Source organism: Streptococcus sp. SC1 (assembly GCF_030272855.1).
In the GTDB taxonomy this organism is placed as follows: Bacteria; Bacillota; Bacilli; order Lactobacillales; family Streptococcaceae; genus Streptococcus.
In genome coordinates this window covers 242,734-258,543 of the sequence record NZ_JAQCMU010000001.1, presented here as the reverse complement: position 1 = coordinate 258,543, position 15,810 = coordinate 242,734, and the positions used below count along the sequence as shown (strand labels likewise).

The following is a 15,810-nucleotide window of genomic DNA, read 5'->3' as shown; positions in this document are numbered from 1 at the left end:
CTATACCTCAATTTTTAAATCATAGTAATCTAATACCAGTTCACAGAACATCATGTTGGCCCAGCTGAACCATTCACGAGAATACTTGGTTGGGTCGTCCACATGGAAACTTTCGTGCATGACACCTGTGCCACCATCGCAGGCCACGAGCAAGTCCAAAATTCGACGTTTTTCTTCCTTATCGTGCGTGGTCAATCCTTGAATGGATAAGGCAATCGGCCAGATATAGCGGTAGAAGGTGTGCGAGCTACCAAGTCCTGCAGCATATTTACCCTCATAATAGTAAGGATTTTCTGGGCTCAGAATGGTGCGGCGTGTCGCTTGGTAGACTTCGTCGTCAATTGAGCAAAAGCCTAGATATGGCGCTGCCAAAAGGCTTGGTACATTCGGATCATCCATAATGCTGGCATTCCCCAAACCGTCTACCTCAAAAGCGTAAATCTTTTCGCCCTTGGCATTTTGGGTGTAGGCGTAGTTTTCAATTCCTTCCTTGATTTCCTTTTGCAGACGCTGCGCATGCGGAACGATCTCCTCAGCACCCTCTAAGTTCAATTTTTCAAAGATTTCTGCCACATAGCCCAAGACAACCGTTGAAAACATATTAGACGGCACTAGATAGCTGTAAATACAAGCATCATCACTTGGACGGAAGGCCGACCAAGTCATGCCTGTCACTGCAAAATCAGGTCCTTTGCCATCATTGACTAAGGTATCTTCCTTGCGATCCGTATCACGGACGAAGCGATAAGAAGACTGGCTGTGGTCCTGCTCGATCGTCCAAACTCGTAGAATTTCTCTGACGCCAGCAACAAAGGTAGCGTCTAAATGGCTCGTTTCTCCAGTCTCTTTCCACAAGAGATATGCCAGCTGCAGAGGATAGCAGAGAGAGTCCACTTCGTACTTGCGCTCCCAAATCCAACCAGACAAGTCTGTATGGTCTGTCTCATGGTGACCGTTCCAGTTGTCAGCGATATTAAAGGCATTGGCATAAGGATCTTTGAGAATCAGCGTCATCTGACGTTTAACCAAGCCAGCAATCGTTTGACGAATTTTTGGATCTTGCTTAGCTACAAAGAGGTAGGGCTTGAGCTGAGCAGTCGAATCCCGTAGCCACATAGCTGGAATATCGCCTGTCAAGACAAAAGTAGACCCATCTTCTAAGATTTCGACCGTGTTGTCCAAAGTATCCGTATAACAACGCTCAAAAACAGAGACCCAAGTCGGATGATCTTGTGCTAACTGGGCGATAGACTCCAACCATTTCCCAACAATTTCTTTAGAATAAACCATATTCCTTCTCCTTTTTCATACTCGTTTACATTCTCTAGTATAGGCTAAACAGTTTTTAAAATATATACACAAACTAAAGGCCTTTCGATCATATATTTTTGCCTTGGCCACTGGTTCTCGATTCATGTTATAATCAAGACAAAGCAAGCTGGATCGAAGGAGATTTTCCATGAAAACAATACTAGAAACGATTGATACCCGCTATGGAACGGACAATTCCCATAGCTTTTCCCACGGCAATACCCTGCCCTATACAGGGGCACCATTCGGCATGAATTATTTCGTTCCTCAGAGCAGCCATACAGACGGCTCTTGGTTCTTTAAACCAGACCTACCCATCTTCCAAGGTATTCGTCTGACCCACCAGCCCAGTCCTTGGATCGGGGACTTCTCTTGGCTCCTGCTCACGCCTGTCACCGAAAAGATAAGCAAGCCCGATATCTATCACCGTCAGTCGTCCTATCGACCGGACGAGAGCATTTTTCAGCCACATTATTTGAAAGTTCACTCCAACCGTTATCAAGTCAGTACGGAACTGACTCCGACTACTTACGGAGCCTGCTTCCGCCTCACAAGCCAAGGGACCCAGCCTATCAGCCTTATCCTGCACAGTGAGGCTCAGACTTATTTTCGGATGCTGGACGCCTACACGCTTCTAGGCAGTTTGAAAGAAGAAACCAATCCGGCCAAGCAGCCTCTGACCATTCATATTTGCCTGCGCTTTGACCAGCCTATTCAGGCCAGTCATGCACTTGGAGAGGACTTGGTGCTAGACTTTGAACAAGGAAAGCTGCAATCCGCCCTAGCCACTTCCTTTATCTCGGAAGAGCAAGCCATGACGAATCTGCCCCAAGCTGACTTTGATGCGGTGAAAGAGCAGACCAAGCAAGCCTGGGAAAGCTATCTCCACCGATTTGATGTTGTGGAGCAGGGTAAGGCTGACCGCCGCATGTTCGACCAGACTCTTTACCGCCTTTTCCTCTTTCCTCAGACCTTTTATGAAATCACTCCTGAAGGAAAAGAAATTCATTGGGACTTTAGCCATCAGACTGTCCAGCCTGGTAAATTCTTTACTAATATTGGATTTTGGGATGGTTTTCGTACCAATTTTCCTCTCCTAGCTCTTATCGCACCAGACATCTATCACGATTTTCTCCAAGGATTTCTGAATTTCTATAAAGAAACGGGCTATCTACCCAAGTGGCTGGCTCCTGATGAACGGGGCATGATGCCAGGAACCTTGATTGACGGTGTGATTGCGGATGCCGCTGCGAAAGATCTCATTCCTGACCTAGAACAGGAATTGTTCCAAGCCATGCTGGACACAGCAGAGAAAGAAGATCCTTCCAAACGTTACGGCCGACACGGGGCTAGCGACTACCAAACCTTGGGCTACCTGCCAACAGATTATCATGAAAGCGTCAGCCATACGCTGGACTATAGTTATAGCGACTTTTGCATTGCCAGCCTAGCCAGCAAACTCCAAGAGGAGCAAGTAGCCCAGCGCTACGCCCAGCAGGCACGCCATTACCAAAACCTTTTTGACTCAGAAACGGGCTATATGCGAGCCAAAGACCGACAAGGACAATTTCGAGCCGACTTCTCTCCTTACAGCTGGGGAAGAGATTACGCAGAATGCTCTGCTATTCAAAATACGCTCAGCGTCTTTCATGATATCGAAGGCTTGAAAGAGCTCATGGGCGGTGAGCCAGCCTTTACCGATTACCTAACTAGGCTCTGCCAGGACCAGCCCTATTTTGATGTCACAGGCTACGGCTACGAGATTCACGAAATGAGCGAGATGGCGAATGCCCACTTTGGCCAGCTAGCCATTTCCAATCAGCCTAGTTTCCATATCCCTTATCTTTTCCACTATAGTAGCAGGCCAGAATACACCAGTCTCCTAATCAAAAGCTTGAGAGAAGAGGCTTTTCAGGCTAGTTGGCAGGCTTTTCCTGGTGACGAGGACAATGGAAGCCTTTCTGCTTGGTATATCTGGAGCGTCTTGGGGCTCTATCCGACTTGTCCTGGAAAGCCTCACTATGACTTAGGCATTCCTCTCTTTGACCATCTGCGCCTCTATCTGCCACAAAGTCAAAAATGGCTTGATATTTACGCCCATGATAACTATCCCCACTTCCAGTTTGTGAAAAAGTCAGAATTAGACGGACGAAGCCAGCAACGAATTTCCCATGAGGACTTACTGGCTTCTGACAGGTTGGACTTCTACCTGTCTTGGCTGCCAAATTCATCTTCTACACAATCATAAAAACAGCAAAAGAGGCTGGGACAAAAGTCCTAGCCTCTCAATTGTCTTTGGATTATCGAGCAAAACGCAGTGGTTGAGTGGGCTCTGCTACGCTGATTTTATCAGCTTTTACAGCCCTACTCAACTGTGCGGAGGTGGGACGACGAAATCGAATTCTAACGAATTACCGATTTCTGTCCCACTCTCTTTTCTCTTCTAACTCCCCTTGACCTCAATCTTGAGTCTGCTTTGACGACCATCCTCTCGGCTGGCACAAAGGTAAAAATTCAATTCTTGCTGACCTGTGAAAGCCAAGGTTGATAAGGTCAACTCTTTGTCGCTCTCGCCCGAAGCAAAGCTCACATCCCAGATTTGATCCTCATAAGCCGTTCCGTGCGTTCCTGTGCCAGGCTCCGTAACCAGTCGGATCTGCTCCGCCTGCTCCAGTCCATCTAAACGACGCAGACTAATCTGAGTCAATTGCCCCCCAATTACCAGATCCGTCTCTTGTGAGAACTCCAAACCAGAAGGCCTCTTCTCTTCCTCCATAATCGCTGGTGTCCTGTACACGCCCAGCTTACTCAACAGTGGTAAGGCTTGGAAATCCGTCAAGATCAAGCGCAAGTAACGAGCCTCGACCATTTCGCCCAAAAGTAGACGCTTATAGCCAATCGTATGACCACGGGCAAAGACAGCCCAGTCATCCTCTTTCTTCACTTCTAGAATAAAACCTGCGATCCGTTGCCCTTTGGCGATCGGTTCTCTGATTTCTAGCAAATTAAAAGTGCAACTGCGACCGAGGTCAATCTCCAAGACATAGGAAGTTTCCTCCGCATTCGGAGCCCAGAAGCTATCTCTTTGACCATCCGTCAGATTACTTGCTGGATAGCCTATCCTTTCACTGCTACTTGTGACTTCAGCCTCCGCAGCCAAGTCTTCATCGTAAAGGCTAGAAATCACCTGATGGAATTCCTGCAGGCGCTGGACATCAACTTCCGCCAACAAGCCCTCCTTGGTCGGAGGCACATTGATCAAAAGCGGTGTCCCCCGCCCCACCGAAGCCAGATAAATATCCAGCAAATCCACCAAGGACTTGGGTTGCTGACTTTCATGATAAAACCAACCCGAACGCAGGGAAACATCTGCTTCTCCGACAGAATAGTGCGTTCCTTCTGGATCACCATGGCAAAGATAGACAGGCGGTGTCTGCTCACTCAGCTTTTCCGGTCGAATCTTCTGCCATAAGGGATCGCCAGCTCGACCACTTTCATTGCCAATCCAACGCAATTCAGTCGCCTCAGTTGAGAAAATGACAGCGTCTTTTTGATAGCGACGAATGGTTTCAAACCAAGCATCAAACTCATAGGTAAGCTTTTGCGCACCTTCTCCACGCGCCCCATCCATCCAGATTTCGACAAATTTTCCTTTATTACCATAAAGCGGATTGCTCAAGATTTCTTCTAATTGCTGCTGGTAATATTCATTGTAGGCTTCTTGAGTATCTACGTGATAGAGCGGGCTGTGGGCATCCCAAGGCGACAGATAAAGCCCCAAATCCATATCATACTGGCTAGCTGAGCGGGAAATCTCAGCCAAGAGGTCCCCCTTGCCATCTCTCCACGGACTGGCAGCTACCGTATAGTCTGTATAGCGGCTCGGATAAAGAACAAAGCCATCATGATGCTTGACCACGACAATGACCCGTTTAAAGCCTGTTTCTTTCAAAACCCTGATCCACTGGTCTGTATCCAGTTTAGTCGGATTGAAACGCTTGGGATCTTCTTGACCATTTCCCCATTCCTGCTCGTAAAAGGTATTGATGCCAAAATGGATAAAAGCTGCCAATTCATCTCGATGATAAGCCAACTGAGCCGCCGAAGGCAAGGGACCAAAATCCGCAATCTCTTCCAATTTTTTCATATGTCTCGCTATTCCTCATTTCTTCCTAGTCAATCTCTTCTCTAGCTCCACTATAGCAAAAAAAGAGGACGCTAACAACGCCTCCTTTTTGACTTCCTAAAAAGCTACTCTTTCTTCTATAATTTGTGGAAGATTGAAAATCCTGACCTAGTCCTTGCAAATCCTTTTACTGATCTCTCAGAATTTCAAATTCCTTTGAGTGCCTTTAACATCCCCTAACATAATAATCTTGACAAACCTTAGTCAATCACAATCATGGCTTTAATGGTCTTCCGTTCATCCATATCTTTATAGGCTTGATCGATCTCTTCTAGATTATAGCTGGAAGTAAAGACGCGACCTGGATTGATATCGCCATCAAGAACTGCTTTCAATAAGAGTTGTTTGTCGTAGGTTGTGACAGAGGCTGCGCCACCCGCCACTGTGATGTTTTGTGCAAAAGTGGAACCAAGGGCACGATTATTATAGTGGGGAACACCAACAAAGCCTAATCGGCCGCCGTTGTGAAGGACACCAAGCGCTTGGTCAACCGCTGCTTCTGTTCCGACACATTCGAGCGCAGCGTCAGCTCCGCCGCCAAGGATTTCGCGCACCTTGGCAATGCCTTCTTCGCCACGTTCAGCAACCACCGCTGTTGCTCCTGATTCAAGCGCCATCTTTTGCCGGTCTTCGTGACGGCTCATGAGGACGATTTGGGAAGCTCCCCGCATCTTAGCCGCGATAACAGCGCATTGTCCAACAGCCCCATCACCGATAACGACTACCTTGTCGCCTGGTTTGACATCTGCCACACGCGCCGCATGGTAGCCTGTCGGCATTACATCAGCCAACGCTAAGAAGGACTTAAGCATCCCTTCTGAATAATCTGACGGCTGACCCGAAATTTTCACCAAAGCCCAGTTGGCATACTTGAAGCGCATATATTCTGCTTGCACCCCATCTGACCAGTTATTGCCAATATGCCGGTCACAAGTCCCGTCATATCCTGCTCGGCAGGCATCACAATCCCCACATCCATGAGTAAAGGGAGCAATGACAAAATCGCCTACTTTCACAGTCGTTACTGCACCACCGACTTCCTCGACAATCCCGATCGCCTCGTGTCCACTGTTCATGCGCCCAGGCTTCACCTGCTCATTTCGATAACTCCACAGGTCAGAGCCGCAGACACAGGTCCGAACAATGCGGATAATGGCATCATCTGGGTCTAGAATTTGCGGATGATCCATTTCTACTAGTCCAACTTGACCAGCCTTGAGATAAACTGCTGATTTCATTGCTTTTCTCCTTGTGTTTTGCTAACTATATTATATCACTTTTCAGAGACCTAGCCTAAAGGAAGGTAAAAGAGTTGCGTGACAATTTTCTTTCCCAGCAAGCCCTACCCATCACTTTTTAAAGCCGCTTTCTTAGTCCTCACTAGCTGAGGCCATACTCCAGCAATAGCTGCTGAATCCATCAAAATGACCTCTAGCGTGACTCGGCTAGAGGTCTGATTCACCTTGCTGATATGGGAGCAATCAGTTTATTCCATTCGGAACTGACTAACAACAATTGTTGATTATTAAATTTTTAATTCCTTTAAGCGCTAATGATTTTCTTTTATCTTAGCATTAGAAATATTGATCACAAAGCAACTATCGGTTAACATCTCGAAGACTGAAAACCATCTAAAAGCTTCTACTTTCTATCCCACTGTCATAATCAGATAGGCTAAGCAGGCCTACCCAATGATTTAACCAATAGTCCAGTAAAGCAACGACTTATATGTTACAAATAAATATATCAGCAAAGCAAATCGAATGCGAAATTAATTTTTTCCTTTCCCTATCTTTACTTATATTATACTCCTCTCCACAAAAGATTGCAAGCGTTTACACTATGAAGTTTGGAAAAATTTAACTAAAAAGAATGAACATAAAAAAGTAAAGGAGACCCTAAAATGAGGCCTCCTTTAGACTGTAGTTGATTTCTATCAGGTACTATATATAATATAGCATAACCTTATTTCTCGTCGTCTTTATGAAGCATGTTTTTAACACCTTCAATAGCGCCTTCAACTGCATCTTTTGCATCTTCAGCAACTTCTTTGACTTTAGAAACAACTTTTTCAGCTGCTCCTTCTTTTTCAAGTTTTTCGTCACCGATTACTTTCCCAACACCTTCTTTGACAGCGCCTTTAGCTTGGTTGAATTTTTCTTCTGTTGACATAACTATGTCCTCCTTTATTTCTTTTTGTTTTAAATTAATGTACGCGAGCTTTTTCATTTGATGAAGCAGCATCTTTAACAGCTTCTACACCTTCACCAACTTTTTCTTGAACGGCTGAAAAACCACCGCTAAGACCAGATTTTGCTTTTTCGAATTGCTCTGAAGCGAATTCGCCTGTTGATTCAGCAACATCTGTTACTCGATCTTGAAGGCTAACTGAGTCAGCTTCATGTTGTTCTTTGGTCTTAATATCAACAACATTGACATTAACTTCAACAACTTCCAAATCAGTCATCTTAGAAACTTCCGCCACAACAACATCTTTAATTTCCTTGTACAAGGCAGGAACATTCTTTTGATATTCCACTACTACGTTCAAGTCAACAGCCACTTGTTCTTTACCAACTTCAACATTAACACCATTCGTTACGTTATCAGTGTTAATCAATTTATCTGCTAAGTTAGAGAAGAAGCCACCATCAACAGCTAGCAAACCTGAAACTTTCTCTAAAGAGAGACCAATGATTTTTTTAATGACCTTATCTTCGTAAGTCAATTCACCTTTTACTTCATGAGTTGCTTGCGCAACTTCCTTTTTAGCAACATCTTTAAAATCTTTATTTGTATTTGACATAAGAAACTCCTTATTATTTATTTAATATATTTTTTTGTTGTATATAATATCCGATTCCTGCTCCTATGGCAGCGCAAATCAAGACAAATAGTGTCTTAAAGAAGCCAAAGGATAGGATAAAGCAGGCTAGAACACCGCCCGCTAATCCAGATAGGATTAGATATTGATATTTTTTAAACCATTCCATTTTGGTACTTCCTTACTTTACACGACTAGTATTTTTTTTAGCCTGCGATTTTGGTTTGAAATCTGATACAGAGATTTCAAGCTTGACATCATGATTGAGACCGAAGAATTCTGTTAATCCAGTAGCAATTTCTTCTTGAATCAACTGACTTCTTTTGATGATGTTTTCTGACGGAACAATTGCTCCTTTAACAGAAACCATACATTTGTTTTTCCGGCTATTTACGGAAACTGTAGGATCTTTAATAAAATCATGGTCTGTCACCAGACTACGAACAAATCCTTCTATCGCTGAATTTTTCAGCATTAGTTTACCATCCGCATCAGCTAACTGAATTTCCAAACGTCTCTTAGGATAAAAAAGTATCACTAACATCAGCAACAATATTAAGCTTGCTAAAACCAGTGTCCCCCAGAAAACATATCTAGATAGATAGTATCCTACAAACGGAATCTTTTTCCAAGTGAATAACTGGAGGCCTAAACCGCTAACTTTATGAAAATCTAGTAAAACAGGAATCAAAATCGTCAAGATTAAAATACAGAAAATAAGGGAAAGTATTTTTCTTGATTTTGACATATTGAATCCTTTCATCATTAAATTATATTTGTACAAAAAGCAATTCTATGCTTTCTTTCCTACAAAAAACGATACAACTGCAACTACAATAACTGCGCCGATGATAGAAGGAATCAAAGCCATGCCAGCCAAACTAGGTCCCCAAGTTCCTAAAAGAGACTGACCAACAGCTGAACCAACTAAACCTGCAACAACGTTGGCGACAATTCCCATAGAACCGCCTTTTTTTGTTATTGATCCAGCAACCAGACCAATAAGCCCACCGATAATAATTGACCACAACATAGTGATTCTCCTTTCTAATTTTTCTGAATCAAAATGTCTTAATAATATTTTTTGATTAATATAATTATATAATTTTCCAAATTGGAAACATAATAATTCAGCTTGGTTTTCTTACCGTTTATCTGTACTATAGATACAAAAAGATAAGAATTCCTTGTTCTACAGGCTTTTACAAGCATTTTTAGATATATTTCAGAGTTATTAAACGAGATTAAATGTATAAAAATATGGTATAATTTCCTGATAATAAAAACACTATATAAAGAAAGATAATATTTTAATGCGAGAATTACTGTCTAAAAAGAGTCACAGGCAATTAGAACTATTAGAACTACTATTTAAAAACAAACGCTGGTTTCATATTTCTGAACTGGCTGAACTATTAAATTGTACAGAACGTTCAGTAAAAGATGATTTATCCCATGTTAAGTCCTCTTTTCCTCAATTGATTTTTCACTCGTCCACTAATGGCATACGTATCATTAATACTGATGATAGTGATATTGAGATGGTCTATCATCATTTCTTTAAGCATTCAACTCATTTTTCAATTTTAGAATTCATCTTCTTTAACGAAGGATATGAAACTGAGAATATTTGTAAAGATTTTTATATAAGCTCTTCCTCACTCTATCGTATAATCAGTCATATTAACAAAATCATAAAAAAACAATATAATTTTAAAATTAGTCTCAATCCTGCTCGAATCATTGGAGATGAGATTGATATCCGTTATTTTTTTGCACAATATTTTTCGGAAAAATATTATTTTCTTGAATGGCCCTTTACAGATTTTTCAGTAGAACCTTTGTGTAAGCTGTTAGCACTGGTCTACAAAGAAACTGCATTTCCTGTCAATTTCGCAACTCAACGAATGTTAAAATTGCTCCTCGTTACGAATTTATATCGAATCAAGTTTGGCCATTTCTTGGAAGTTGAGAAAAATTCTTTTAACAATCAATTGTTAGAATCCTTCATGCAAGCAGAAGGAATTGAAGACATTGTAGCGAGCTTTGATTCTGAATATCATATCTCTTTGAATAAAGAAGTGATCGGTCAACTATTTGTCTCCTATTTTCAAAAAATGTTTTTCATTGATGAAAATCTATTTATGAGCTGCGCAAAAACAGATAGTTATGTAAAAAATTCGTATCAATTATTAAGTGATTTAATTGTTCAGATAGAAAGCAAATATAATCTTAAAATTGACAATAATGATAATCTTATTTGGCATTTGCATAATACAGCACATCTGCACCGTCAGGAACTATCTACAGAGTTTATTCTGTTTGATCAAAAAGGAAATACAATCAAGAACTTTCAAAATATTTTCCCTCAATTTGTTTCAGATATTAAAAAAGGGATTGAACATTACCTAGAGACTTTGGATATCCATAGCACACCAATGAAAGTCAACCATCTATCCTATACCTTTATCACTCACAGCAAACATTTAGTGCTGAATCTTTTACAAAATCAGCCTAAATTAAAGGTTTTAGTCATGAGTAATTTTGATCAGTACCATGCAAAATCAGTAGCAGAGACACTTTCTTATTATTGCAGTAATAATTTTGAACTTGAAGTTTGGAATAAATTAGAATTATCAATCGATTCTTTAAAAGAATCACCTTACGATATCATCATTTCTAATTTTATTATTCCACCCATTGAGAACAAGAGACTGATCTATTCCAATAATATTAATACAGTCGCGCTCATCTCCCTGCTTAACGCGATGATGTTTATTCGCTTAGATGAGTGATTTAGACTATTTTGATAACAAAAAACCGCAATCTAGCGGTTTTTATTCATTTATCTGAGCAAATTTTTGAAAAACGGATACACCCCTGTGAAGACAGAGATATATCCGTTTAATAATTATTTACTGCTTATTCATTTTTTAGCATTCCAAAAAAATGGGCAAGCCTATTCAAACAAGCCATAATAGTCCGCTATGGTCATCTTGGCTTTTTCTTCCTGCTTGAGGTCTTGGATGATTTGCCCTTCCTTCATGACAATCAGCCGGTTGCCGTATTTGAGAGCATCCTCCATGTGATGGGTAATCATGAGGGCCGTCAGCTGGTCTCTGCGGACAAAGTCGTCAGTCAACTCCATGAGAGCCACACTAGTCTTGGGATCCAGTGCTGCTGTATGCTCGTCCAAAAGAAGCAGTTCCGGACGCTTGAGGGTCGCCATGAGCAGACTCAAAGCCTGTCTCTGACCACCAGAGAGAAACTCAATCGGCGTATCCAGATGTTTTTCCAGACCATTGCCAATCTTATCAATGGTCTCCTGAAACTCCTGCCGATAGCTATTCAGCCGACGAGGGACTAGACCGCGCGATTCGCCACGAAACTTGGCAATCAGCAGGTTTTCCGCCACTGTCATCCGAGGAGCCGTTCCCATCTTGGGATCTTGAAAGACCCGCGACAGATATTTGGCTCTCTTTTCAGGTGAAAAGTTGGTCACATTTTCGCCCAGGATGTGAATGCTACCGCTGCTCAGAGAGAGCGTGCCGGCAATCACATTAAAAAGAGTTGACTTCCCTGCTCCATTGCCACCCAAAATCGTGATAAAATCATGCTCATGAATCTCCAGCGACACATCGTTTAGGATGACCTTTTCTTCATCAAAGCCGTTATTGACCCGCTTGCTGGCATTTTTTAATTCTACAATCGCTGTCATTTGCTTAACTTAGCTCCTTTAAAGAATGTATTTTTCAAGGTTGGAATCATGAGGCAGATCGCCAAGATAACCGCACTGTAGAGACGGAGATAGCTCGTGTTGAAGCCAAGAGCAATGACACCCCAAATCAGAAACTGATAGGCAATGGCACCAACTACAATGGTAATCAGGCGTTCAGCCAAGGTCAGACCCTTAAAAAGCACTTCTCCGATAATCAGACTGGCCAAGCCGACGACGATAACCCCAATCCCGCGGGACACATCCGCATAGCCTTCCTGCTGGGCAATCAGGGCACCAGACAAGGCAATGACGCCATTAGACAAGATCATGCCCATCAATTCCATGCGGTCAGTATTGATACCGAAACTACGCGCCATATCAGGATTGTCCCCAGTTGCGATGTAGGCCTGTCCCAGCTTGGTATCTAGGAAAAAGAGCAGGGCTGCAATGACCAGGCTGACAAAAATCAAGCCTGTTAGGAGATTGTTGATTTCCCCAGAGAAGGGCAAAAAGTCCTGAATCTGCCGAGTTCCCAGCAAACCTAGATTAGCCCGCCCCATGATCATGAGCATGATGGAATGACAAGAGGTCATGACCAAAATCCCTGACAGCAGGGTCGGAATCTTGCCCTTGGTATAGAGAAGCCCAGTCGCCAAACCTGCCAGACAGCCCGCCAATACCGCAGCTGCCGTTGCCAAGAAAGGGTTCACCCCTTTGGTGATTAAAGTGACGGCTACCGCCCCACCTAGAGGAAAGGAACCTTCCGTCGTCATATCTGGAAAATTCAAAATCCGAAAAGTCATGAAAATCCCCAGACCTAAAATGGCCCAGACCAGACCTTGTGAAATAATGGAAAGAATCATCTTATTGTCCTAACTAAATTAAAATCGTATTCTATTTTAACACAAAAAAGCAGCCAATTTCAATGCCGAAATACCGACAGATAAATTGGCTTTCCTAGGTAATTACTGAACGACGGTCATTCGTCCTGTAGCAACGTCATACACTGCCCCTGAGATCTCTACATCATCTGGGATTAGGGGTGATTGGCGAAGAAGCTCAACGTCTTCCCGCACACTTTCCTCCACATCTGTAAAAGGAAGGAAATCCTGACCGCTGACATTAACGCCTAGCTCTTGATTGAGAAAAGCAGCAAATTCTTCATTTTTGAAAGTCTGTGCCCCACAATCCGTATGGTGCAAGACTACAATTTCCCGCGTACCCATCTGCTGCTGAGAGATGACCAGCGAGCGAATCATGTCCTCTGTCACCCGCCCGCCAGCGTTGCGCAAGATATGAGCATCTCCCAGCGCCAAGCCCAGAGCCTGAGCCACATGGAGCCTGGAGTCCATGCAGGTCACGATTGCCACCTTGGTCTTGGGCTTAATCGGCAGGTGGGAGGTTCCATGCAGGTCCACATAGGCTTGGTTGGCCTTCATAAAATTTTCAAAATAGGACATTCTTTCCCCTTACTAGAATTTATTTGCTAGTCAAACCATTTCCTACCATCTTATCATCTTTTGGGTGTTTTGTCAGTTTTCAGATCTAGATAAATCAAAAATGTCCGTTTTTTATGAAAAAATGAAAGAAAAATGCAAAAAAGGTGCGGAAATTCATCCACACCTTTCTATGAACCTTTTGCGATATAGCGGCTGAGTGAGCCTGCAAAGCTTTGAAGATTGAGACTTTGAACATAGATTTCCCCAGTGCCTCGGAAGGTGTTGACAACTCCCTCTCCCGTTCCAATCGACTGCCAGAAACCATTTTCTAGATGGATATTATAATCCAAAGACTGACTCCAAGCTACGACATGAGCATTATCAATGGTTACTTCTTGGTTATTTAGTTCAATTTTCCTAATCGATCCATAGGCATTGGCCAAGAGAGTGCCCTGACCTTGAGTCGTCATGACGAAGAGGCCTCCTTGACCGCCAAATATCGCCTTGCCAACAGACTGGCGCTCCATCGTATAGTAAGCCGTACCGTCCAGAGCTAGAAAGGCACCGTCATTGAGCCGGTACTGCTTTTCTCCCAGATAAAGGGGAATAACTTGGCCGGGAACTTCTGGTGCTAAAGCTAGAAAACCGTTATCGGACTGGGCGACAGCTTGGGTGATGAAGGTACTTTCACCCGACACCATGGAACGGCCGACTGCCTTGACAAAGCGTCCCAAACCTGAACCGTTAGCATTGAGCTGAGTGTTCAAGGTTACATTAGGCGTGTGATAGACCATACTGCCACGCTGGATAAAGACTGTCTCTCCTTGATTGAGGTAGAGGTCAACGAGTGGAAATTGCATGTTGCTATCCATAGAAAATTGCATAAGAGTTCCCTCCTTGTTTTTTAAGAAAATTATAGCAATAATAAAATATTTTTGCAATCTAAAACAAAGAAAATCATCCAGCAAAGACTTTTTTCAAGACTTCCCCAATTGTTGTCACACCGATGACCTGGATATTGTCTGGCACCTTGAGCCCGTTCAGAGAGTTTTTAGGAGCGTAGACTTTAGTGAAACCCAGCTTTGCTGCTTCGTTGATACGCTGCTCGATGCGATTAACACGACGGATTTCTCCAGTCAGGCCAATTTCACCGATAAAGCACTCTTGAGGATTGGTAGGCAAATCCTTGTAGCTGGAAGCAATGGCTACCGCTACTGCCAAATCAATCGCTGGCTCATCTAGCTTGACGCCGCCAGCAGACTTGAGGTAGGCATCTTGATTTTGCAGGAGGAGCCCCGCCCTTTTTTCCAGAACCGCCATGATGAGGCTGGCTCGGTTAAAGTCCAGTCCAGTCGTGGTTCGTTTGGCATTGCCAAACATGGTCGGTGTCACCAAAGCCTGCACCTCAGCCAAAATCGGCCGCGTTCCTTCCATGGTCACGACAATAGAAGATCCTGTCGCGCCGTCCAGACGCTCTTCCAGAAAAACTTCACTTGGATTGACAACCTCAACTAGCCCACCAGACTGCATTTCAAAAATGCCAATCTCATTGGTTGAGCCAAAACGGTTCTTGACTGCTCTCAAGATACGGAAAGTGTGCTGACGTTCGCCCTCAAAATAAAGCACGGTGTCCACCATGTGCTCTAGCGTTCGAGGACCAGCCAAGGTTCCTTCCTTAGTCATGTGACCAACGATAAAGGTCGCAATATTATTGGTCTTAGCTAGTTGCATGAGCTCGGCTGTCACCTCGCGAACCTGAGAAACAGAGCCTTGGACACTAGAAATTTCTGGCGACATCACCGTCTGTATAGAGTCGATAATCAGAAAATCTGGCTTGATTTTCTCAATCTCCGTGCGGATGTTTTGCATATTGGTCTCGGCGTAGAGATAAAATTCACTGTCAATATCACCGAGGCGTTCCGCCCGCAACTTAATCTGCTCAGCTGATTCCTCCCCGCTGACATAAAGGACGGTGCCCTGATGAGAAAGCTGAGTGGACACCTGCAGAAGCAGGGTAGACTTCCCGATGCCAGGATCCCCGCCAATCAGGACCAAACTGCCAGGCACTACGCCACCACCCAGCACACGATTGAACTCATCCATTTCCGTCTTGGTCCGATTGATATCAATCGAAGTGACCTCAGCCAGCTTCATAGGCCGAGTCTTTTCACCTGTCAAGGAAACACGGGCATGCTTGACTTCTGCTGCCTCCACTTCCTCAACAAAAGAAGACCAAGAGCCGCAGTTGGGACAGCGGCCTAGGTATTTGGGCGAATGGTATTCACAATTTTGACAGACAAAGGTCGTCTTTTTCTTAGCGATGATAAACCTC

Annotated in this window: 15 protein-coding genes; 2 read left to right on the top strand and 13 right to left on the bottom strand. The window is 43.5% G+C overall.

What is annotated here, in order from left to right; all coding sequences use genetic code 11:
* Positions 1-1,290: a glycoside hydrolase family 125 protein gene (locus tag PAN94_RS01350; RefSeq protein ID WP_285874320.1), complete on the bottom strand. Its 1,290-nt coding sequence runs from the start codon at positions 1,288-1,290 to the stop codon at positions 1-3.
* A 169-nt stretch (positions 1,291-1,459) separates the two neighbouring features.
* On the opposite strand from PAN94_RS01350, the gene PAN94_RS01345 reads away from it, so the two are divergent.
* Positions 1,460-3,559: a GH92 family glycosyl hydrolase gene (locus PAN94_RS01345; protein WP_285874319.1), complete on the top strand. Its 2,100-nt coding sequence runs from the start codon at positions 1,460-1,462 to the stop codon at positions 3,557-3,559.
* A gap of 195 nt (positions 3,560-3,754) precedes the next feature.
* Here PAN94_RS01345 and PAN94_RS01340 read toward each other — a convergent pair whose 3' ends face one another.
* The 7 genes from PAN94_RS01340 to PAN94_RS01310 form a co-directional block, all read right to left on the bottom strand.
* Positions 3,755-5,458, bottom strand: coding sequence for an alpha-L-fucosidase (locus tag PAN94_RS01340; protein ID WP_285874318.1), 1,704 nt, complete (start codon positions 5,456-5,458; stop codon positions 3,755-3,757).
* Between the two features lie 239 nt (positions 5,459-5,697).
* Complete coding sequence (locus PAN94_RS01335) at positions 5,698-6,735, bottom strand: alcohol dehydrogenase catalytic domain-containing protein (protein ID WP_285874317.1); 1,038 nt, start codon at positions 6,733-6,735, stop codon at positions 5,698-5,700.
* A 727-nt stretch (positions 6,736-7,462) separates the two neighbouring features.
* Positions 7,463-7,669: a CsbD family protein gene (locus tag PAN94_RS01330; protein ID WP_005591616.1), complete on the bottom strand. Its 207-nt coding sequence runs from the start codon at positions 7,667-7,669 to the stop codon at positions 7,463-7,465.
* Positions 7,670-7,703: 34 nt separating this feature from the next.
* Complete coding sequence (locus PAN94_RS01325) at positions 7,704-8,303, bottom strand: Asp23/Gls24 family envelope stress response protein (protein WP_015605853.1); 600 nt, start codon at positions 8,301-8,303, stop codon at positions 7,704-7,706.
* A 13-nt stretch (positions 8,304-8,316) separates the two neighbouring features.
* The gene (locus tag PAN94_RS01320; RefSeq protein WP_005591614.1) at positions 8,317-8,490 is read right to left on the bottom strand and encodes a DUF2273 domain-containing protein; all 174 of its coding nucleotides are present in this window, start codon (positions 8,488-8,490) and stop codon (positions 8,317-8,319) included.
* A gap of 12 nt (positions 8,491-8,502) precedes the next feature.
* Entirely contained in the window at positions 8,503-9,069 is a 567-nt protein-coding gene (amaP, locus tag PAN94_RS01315) for an alkaline shock response membrane anchor protein AmaP (RefSeq protein ID WP_285874316.1), read from the bottom strand.
* Between the two features lie 45 nt (positions 9,070-9,114).
* Positions 9,115-9,354 carry a GlsB/YeaQ/YmgE family stress response membrane protein gene (locus tag PAN94_RS01310; RefSeq protein WP_015605856.1) on the bottom strand — a complete coding sequence of 80 codons (240 nt, stop codon included), beginning with the start codon at positions 9,352-9,354 and terminating at the stop codon, positions 9,115-9,117.
* A gap of 280 nt (positions 9,355-9,634) precedes the next feature.
* Between PAN94_RS01310 and PAN94_RS01305 the strand changes: the two genes are divergently transcribed.
* On the top strand, positions 9,635-11,116 hold the full coding sequence (locus PAN94_RS01305; protein WP_125389743.1) for an AcpB/EbpR/MafR family transcriptional regulator: 1,482 nt from the start codon (positions 9,635-9,637) through the stop codon (positions 11,114-11,116).
* A gap of 164 nt (positions 11,117-11,280) precedes the next feature.
* Here the strand turns inward: PAN94_RS01305 and PAN94_RS01300 are convergent, their stop codons facing one another.
* From PAN94_RS01300 to radA, 5 genes are all read right to left on the bottom strand, one after another.
* Positions 11,281-12,039 carry an ABC transporter ATP-binding protein gene (locus tag PAN94_RS01300; protein ID WP_125389744.1) on the bottom strand — a complete coding sequence of 253 codons (759 nt, stop codon included), beginning with the start codon at positions 12,037-12,039 and terminating at the stop codon, positions 11,281-11,283.
* On the bottom strand, positions 12,036-12,902 hold the full coding sequence (locus PAN94_RS01295; RefSeq protein WP_285874314.1) for an ABC transporter permease: 867 nt from the start codon (positions 12,900-12,902) through the stop codon (positions 12,036-12,038). The genes PAN94_RS01300 and PAN94_RS01295 overlap by 4 nt, the downstream gene beginning before the upstream one ends.
* A 102-nt stretch (positions 12,903-13,004) precedes the next feature.
* Positions 13,005-13,499: a beta-class carbonic anhydrase gene (locus PAN94_RS01290; RefSeq protein ID WP_285874313.1), complete on the bottom strand. Its 495-nt coding sequence runs from the start codon at positions 13,497-13,499 to the stop codon at positions 13,005-13,007.
* Positions 13,500-13,666: 167 nt separating this feature from the next.
* The gene (locus PAN94_RS01285; RefSeq protein ID WP_005591607.1) at positions 13,667-14,362 is read right to left on the bottom strand and encodes a TIGR00266 family protein; all 696 of its coding nucleotides are present in this window, start codon (positions 14,360-14,362) and stop codon (positions 13,667-13,669) included.
* Positions 14,363-14,435: 73 nt separating this feature from the next.
* A complete protein-coding gene (gene radA / locus PAN94_RS01280; protein WP_285874501.1) occupies positions 14,436-15,803 on the bottom strand; it encodes a DNA repair protein RadA in 1,368 nt (455 codons plus the stop codon).
* Between the last annotated feature and the right edge of the window lie 7 nt (positions 15,804-15,810).

What these genes read in the sequence shown, in the direction of transcription:
- PAN94_RS01350 (WP_285874320.1), bottom strand. Translation starts at nt 1,290, where the DNA reads ATGGTTTATTCTAAAGAAATTGTTGGGAAATGGTTGGAGTCTATCGCC.
- PAN94_RS01345 (WP_285874319.1), top strand. Translation starts at nt 1,460, where the DNA reads ATGAAAACAATACTAGAAACGATTGATACCCGCTATGGAACGGACAAT.
- PAN94_RS01340 (WP_285874318.1), bottom strand. Translation starts at nt 5,458, where the DNA reads ATGAAAAAATTGGAAGAGATTGCGGATTTTGGTCCCTTGCCTTCGGCG.
- PAN94_RS01335 (WP_285874317.1), bottom strand. Translation starts at nt 6,735, where the DNA reads ATGAAATCAGCAGTTTATCTCAAGGCTGGTCAAGTTGGACTAGTAGAA.
- PAN94_RS01330 (WP_005591616.1), bottom strand. Translation starts at nt 7,669, where the DNA reads ATGTCAACAGAAGAAAAATTCAACCAAGCTAAAGGCGCTGTCAAAGAA.
- PAN94_RS01325 (WP_015605853.1), bottom strand. Translation starts at nt 8,303, where the DNA reads ATGTCAAATACAAATAAAGATTTTAAAGATGTTGCTAAAAAGGAAGTT.
- PAN94_RS01320 (WP_005591614.1), bottom strand. Translation starts at nt 8,490, where the DNA reads ATGGAATGGTTTAAAAAATATCAATATCTAATCCTATCTGGATTAGCG.
- amaP (WP_285874316.1), bottom strand. Translation starts at nt 9,069, where the DNA reads ATGTCAAAATCAAGAAAAATACTTTCCCTTATTTTCTGTATTTTAATC.
- PAN94_RS01310 (WP_015605856.1), bottom strand. Translation starts at nt 9,354, where the DNA reads ATGTTGTGGTCAATTATTATCGGTGGGCTTATTGGTCTGGTTGCTGGA.
- PAN94_RS01305 (WP_125389743.1), top strand. Translation starts at nt 9,635, where the DNA reads ATGCGAGAATTACTGTCTAAAAAGAGTCACAGGCAATTAGAACTATTA.
- PAN94_RS01300 (WP_125389744.1), bottom strand. Translation starts at nt 12,039, where the DNA reads ATGACAGCGATTGTAGAATTAAAAAATGCCAGCAAGCGGGTCAATAAC.
- PAN94_RS01295 (WP_285874314.1), bottom strand. Translation starts at nt 12,902, where the DNA reads ATGATTCTTTCCATTATTTCACAAGGTCTGGTCTGGGCCATTTTAGGT.
- PAN94_RS01290 (WP_285874313.1), bottom strand. Translation starts at nt 13,499, where the DNA reads ATGTCCTATTTTGAAAATTTTATGAAGGCCAACCAAGCCTATGTGGAC.
- PAN94_RS01285 (WP_005591607.1), bottom strand. Translation starts at nt 14,362, where the DNA reads ATGCAATTTTCTATGGATAGCAACATGCAATTTCCACTCGTTGACCTC.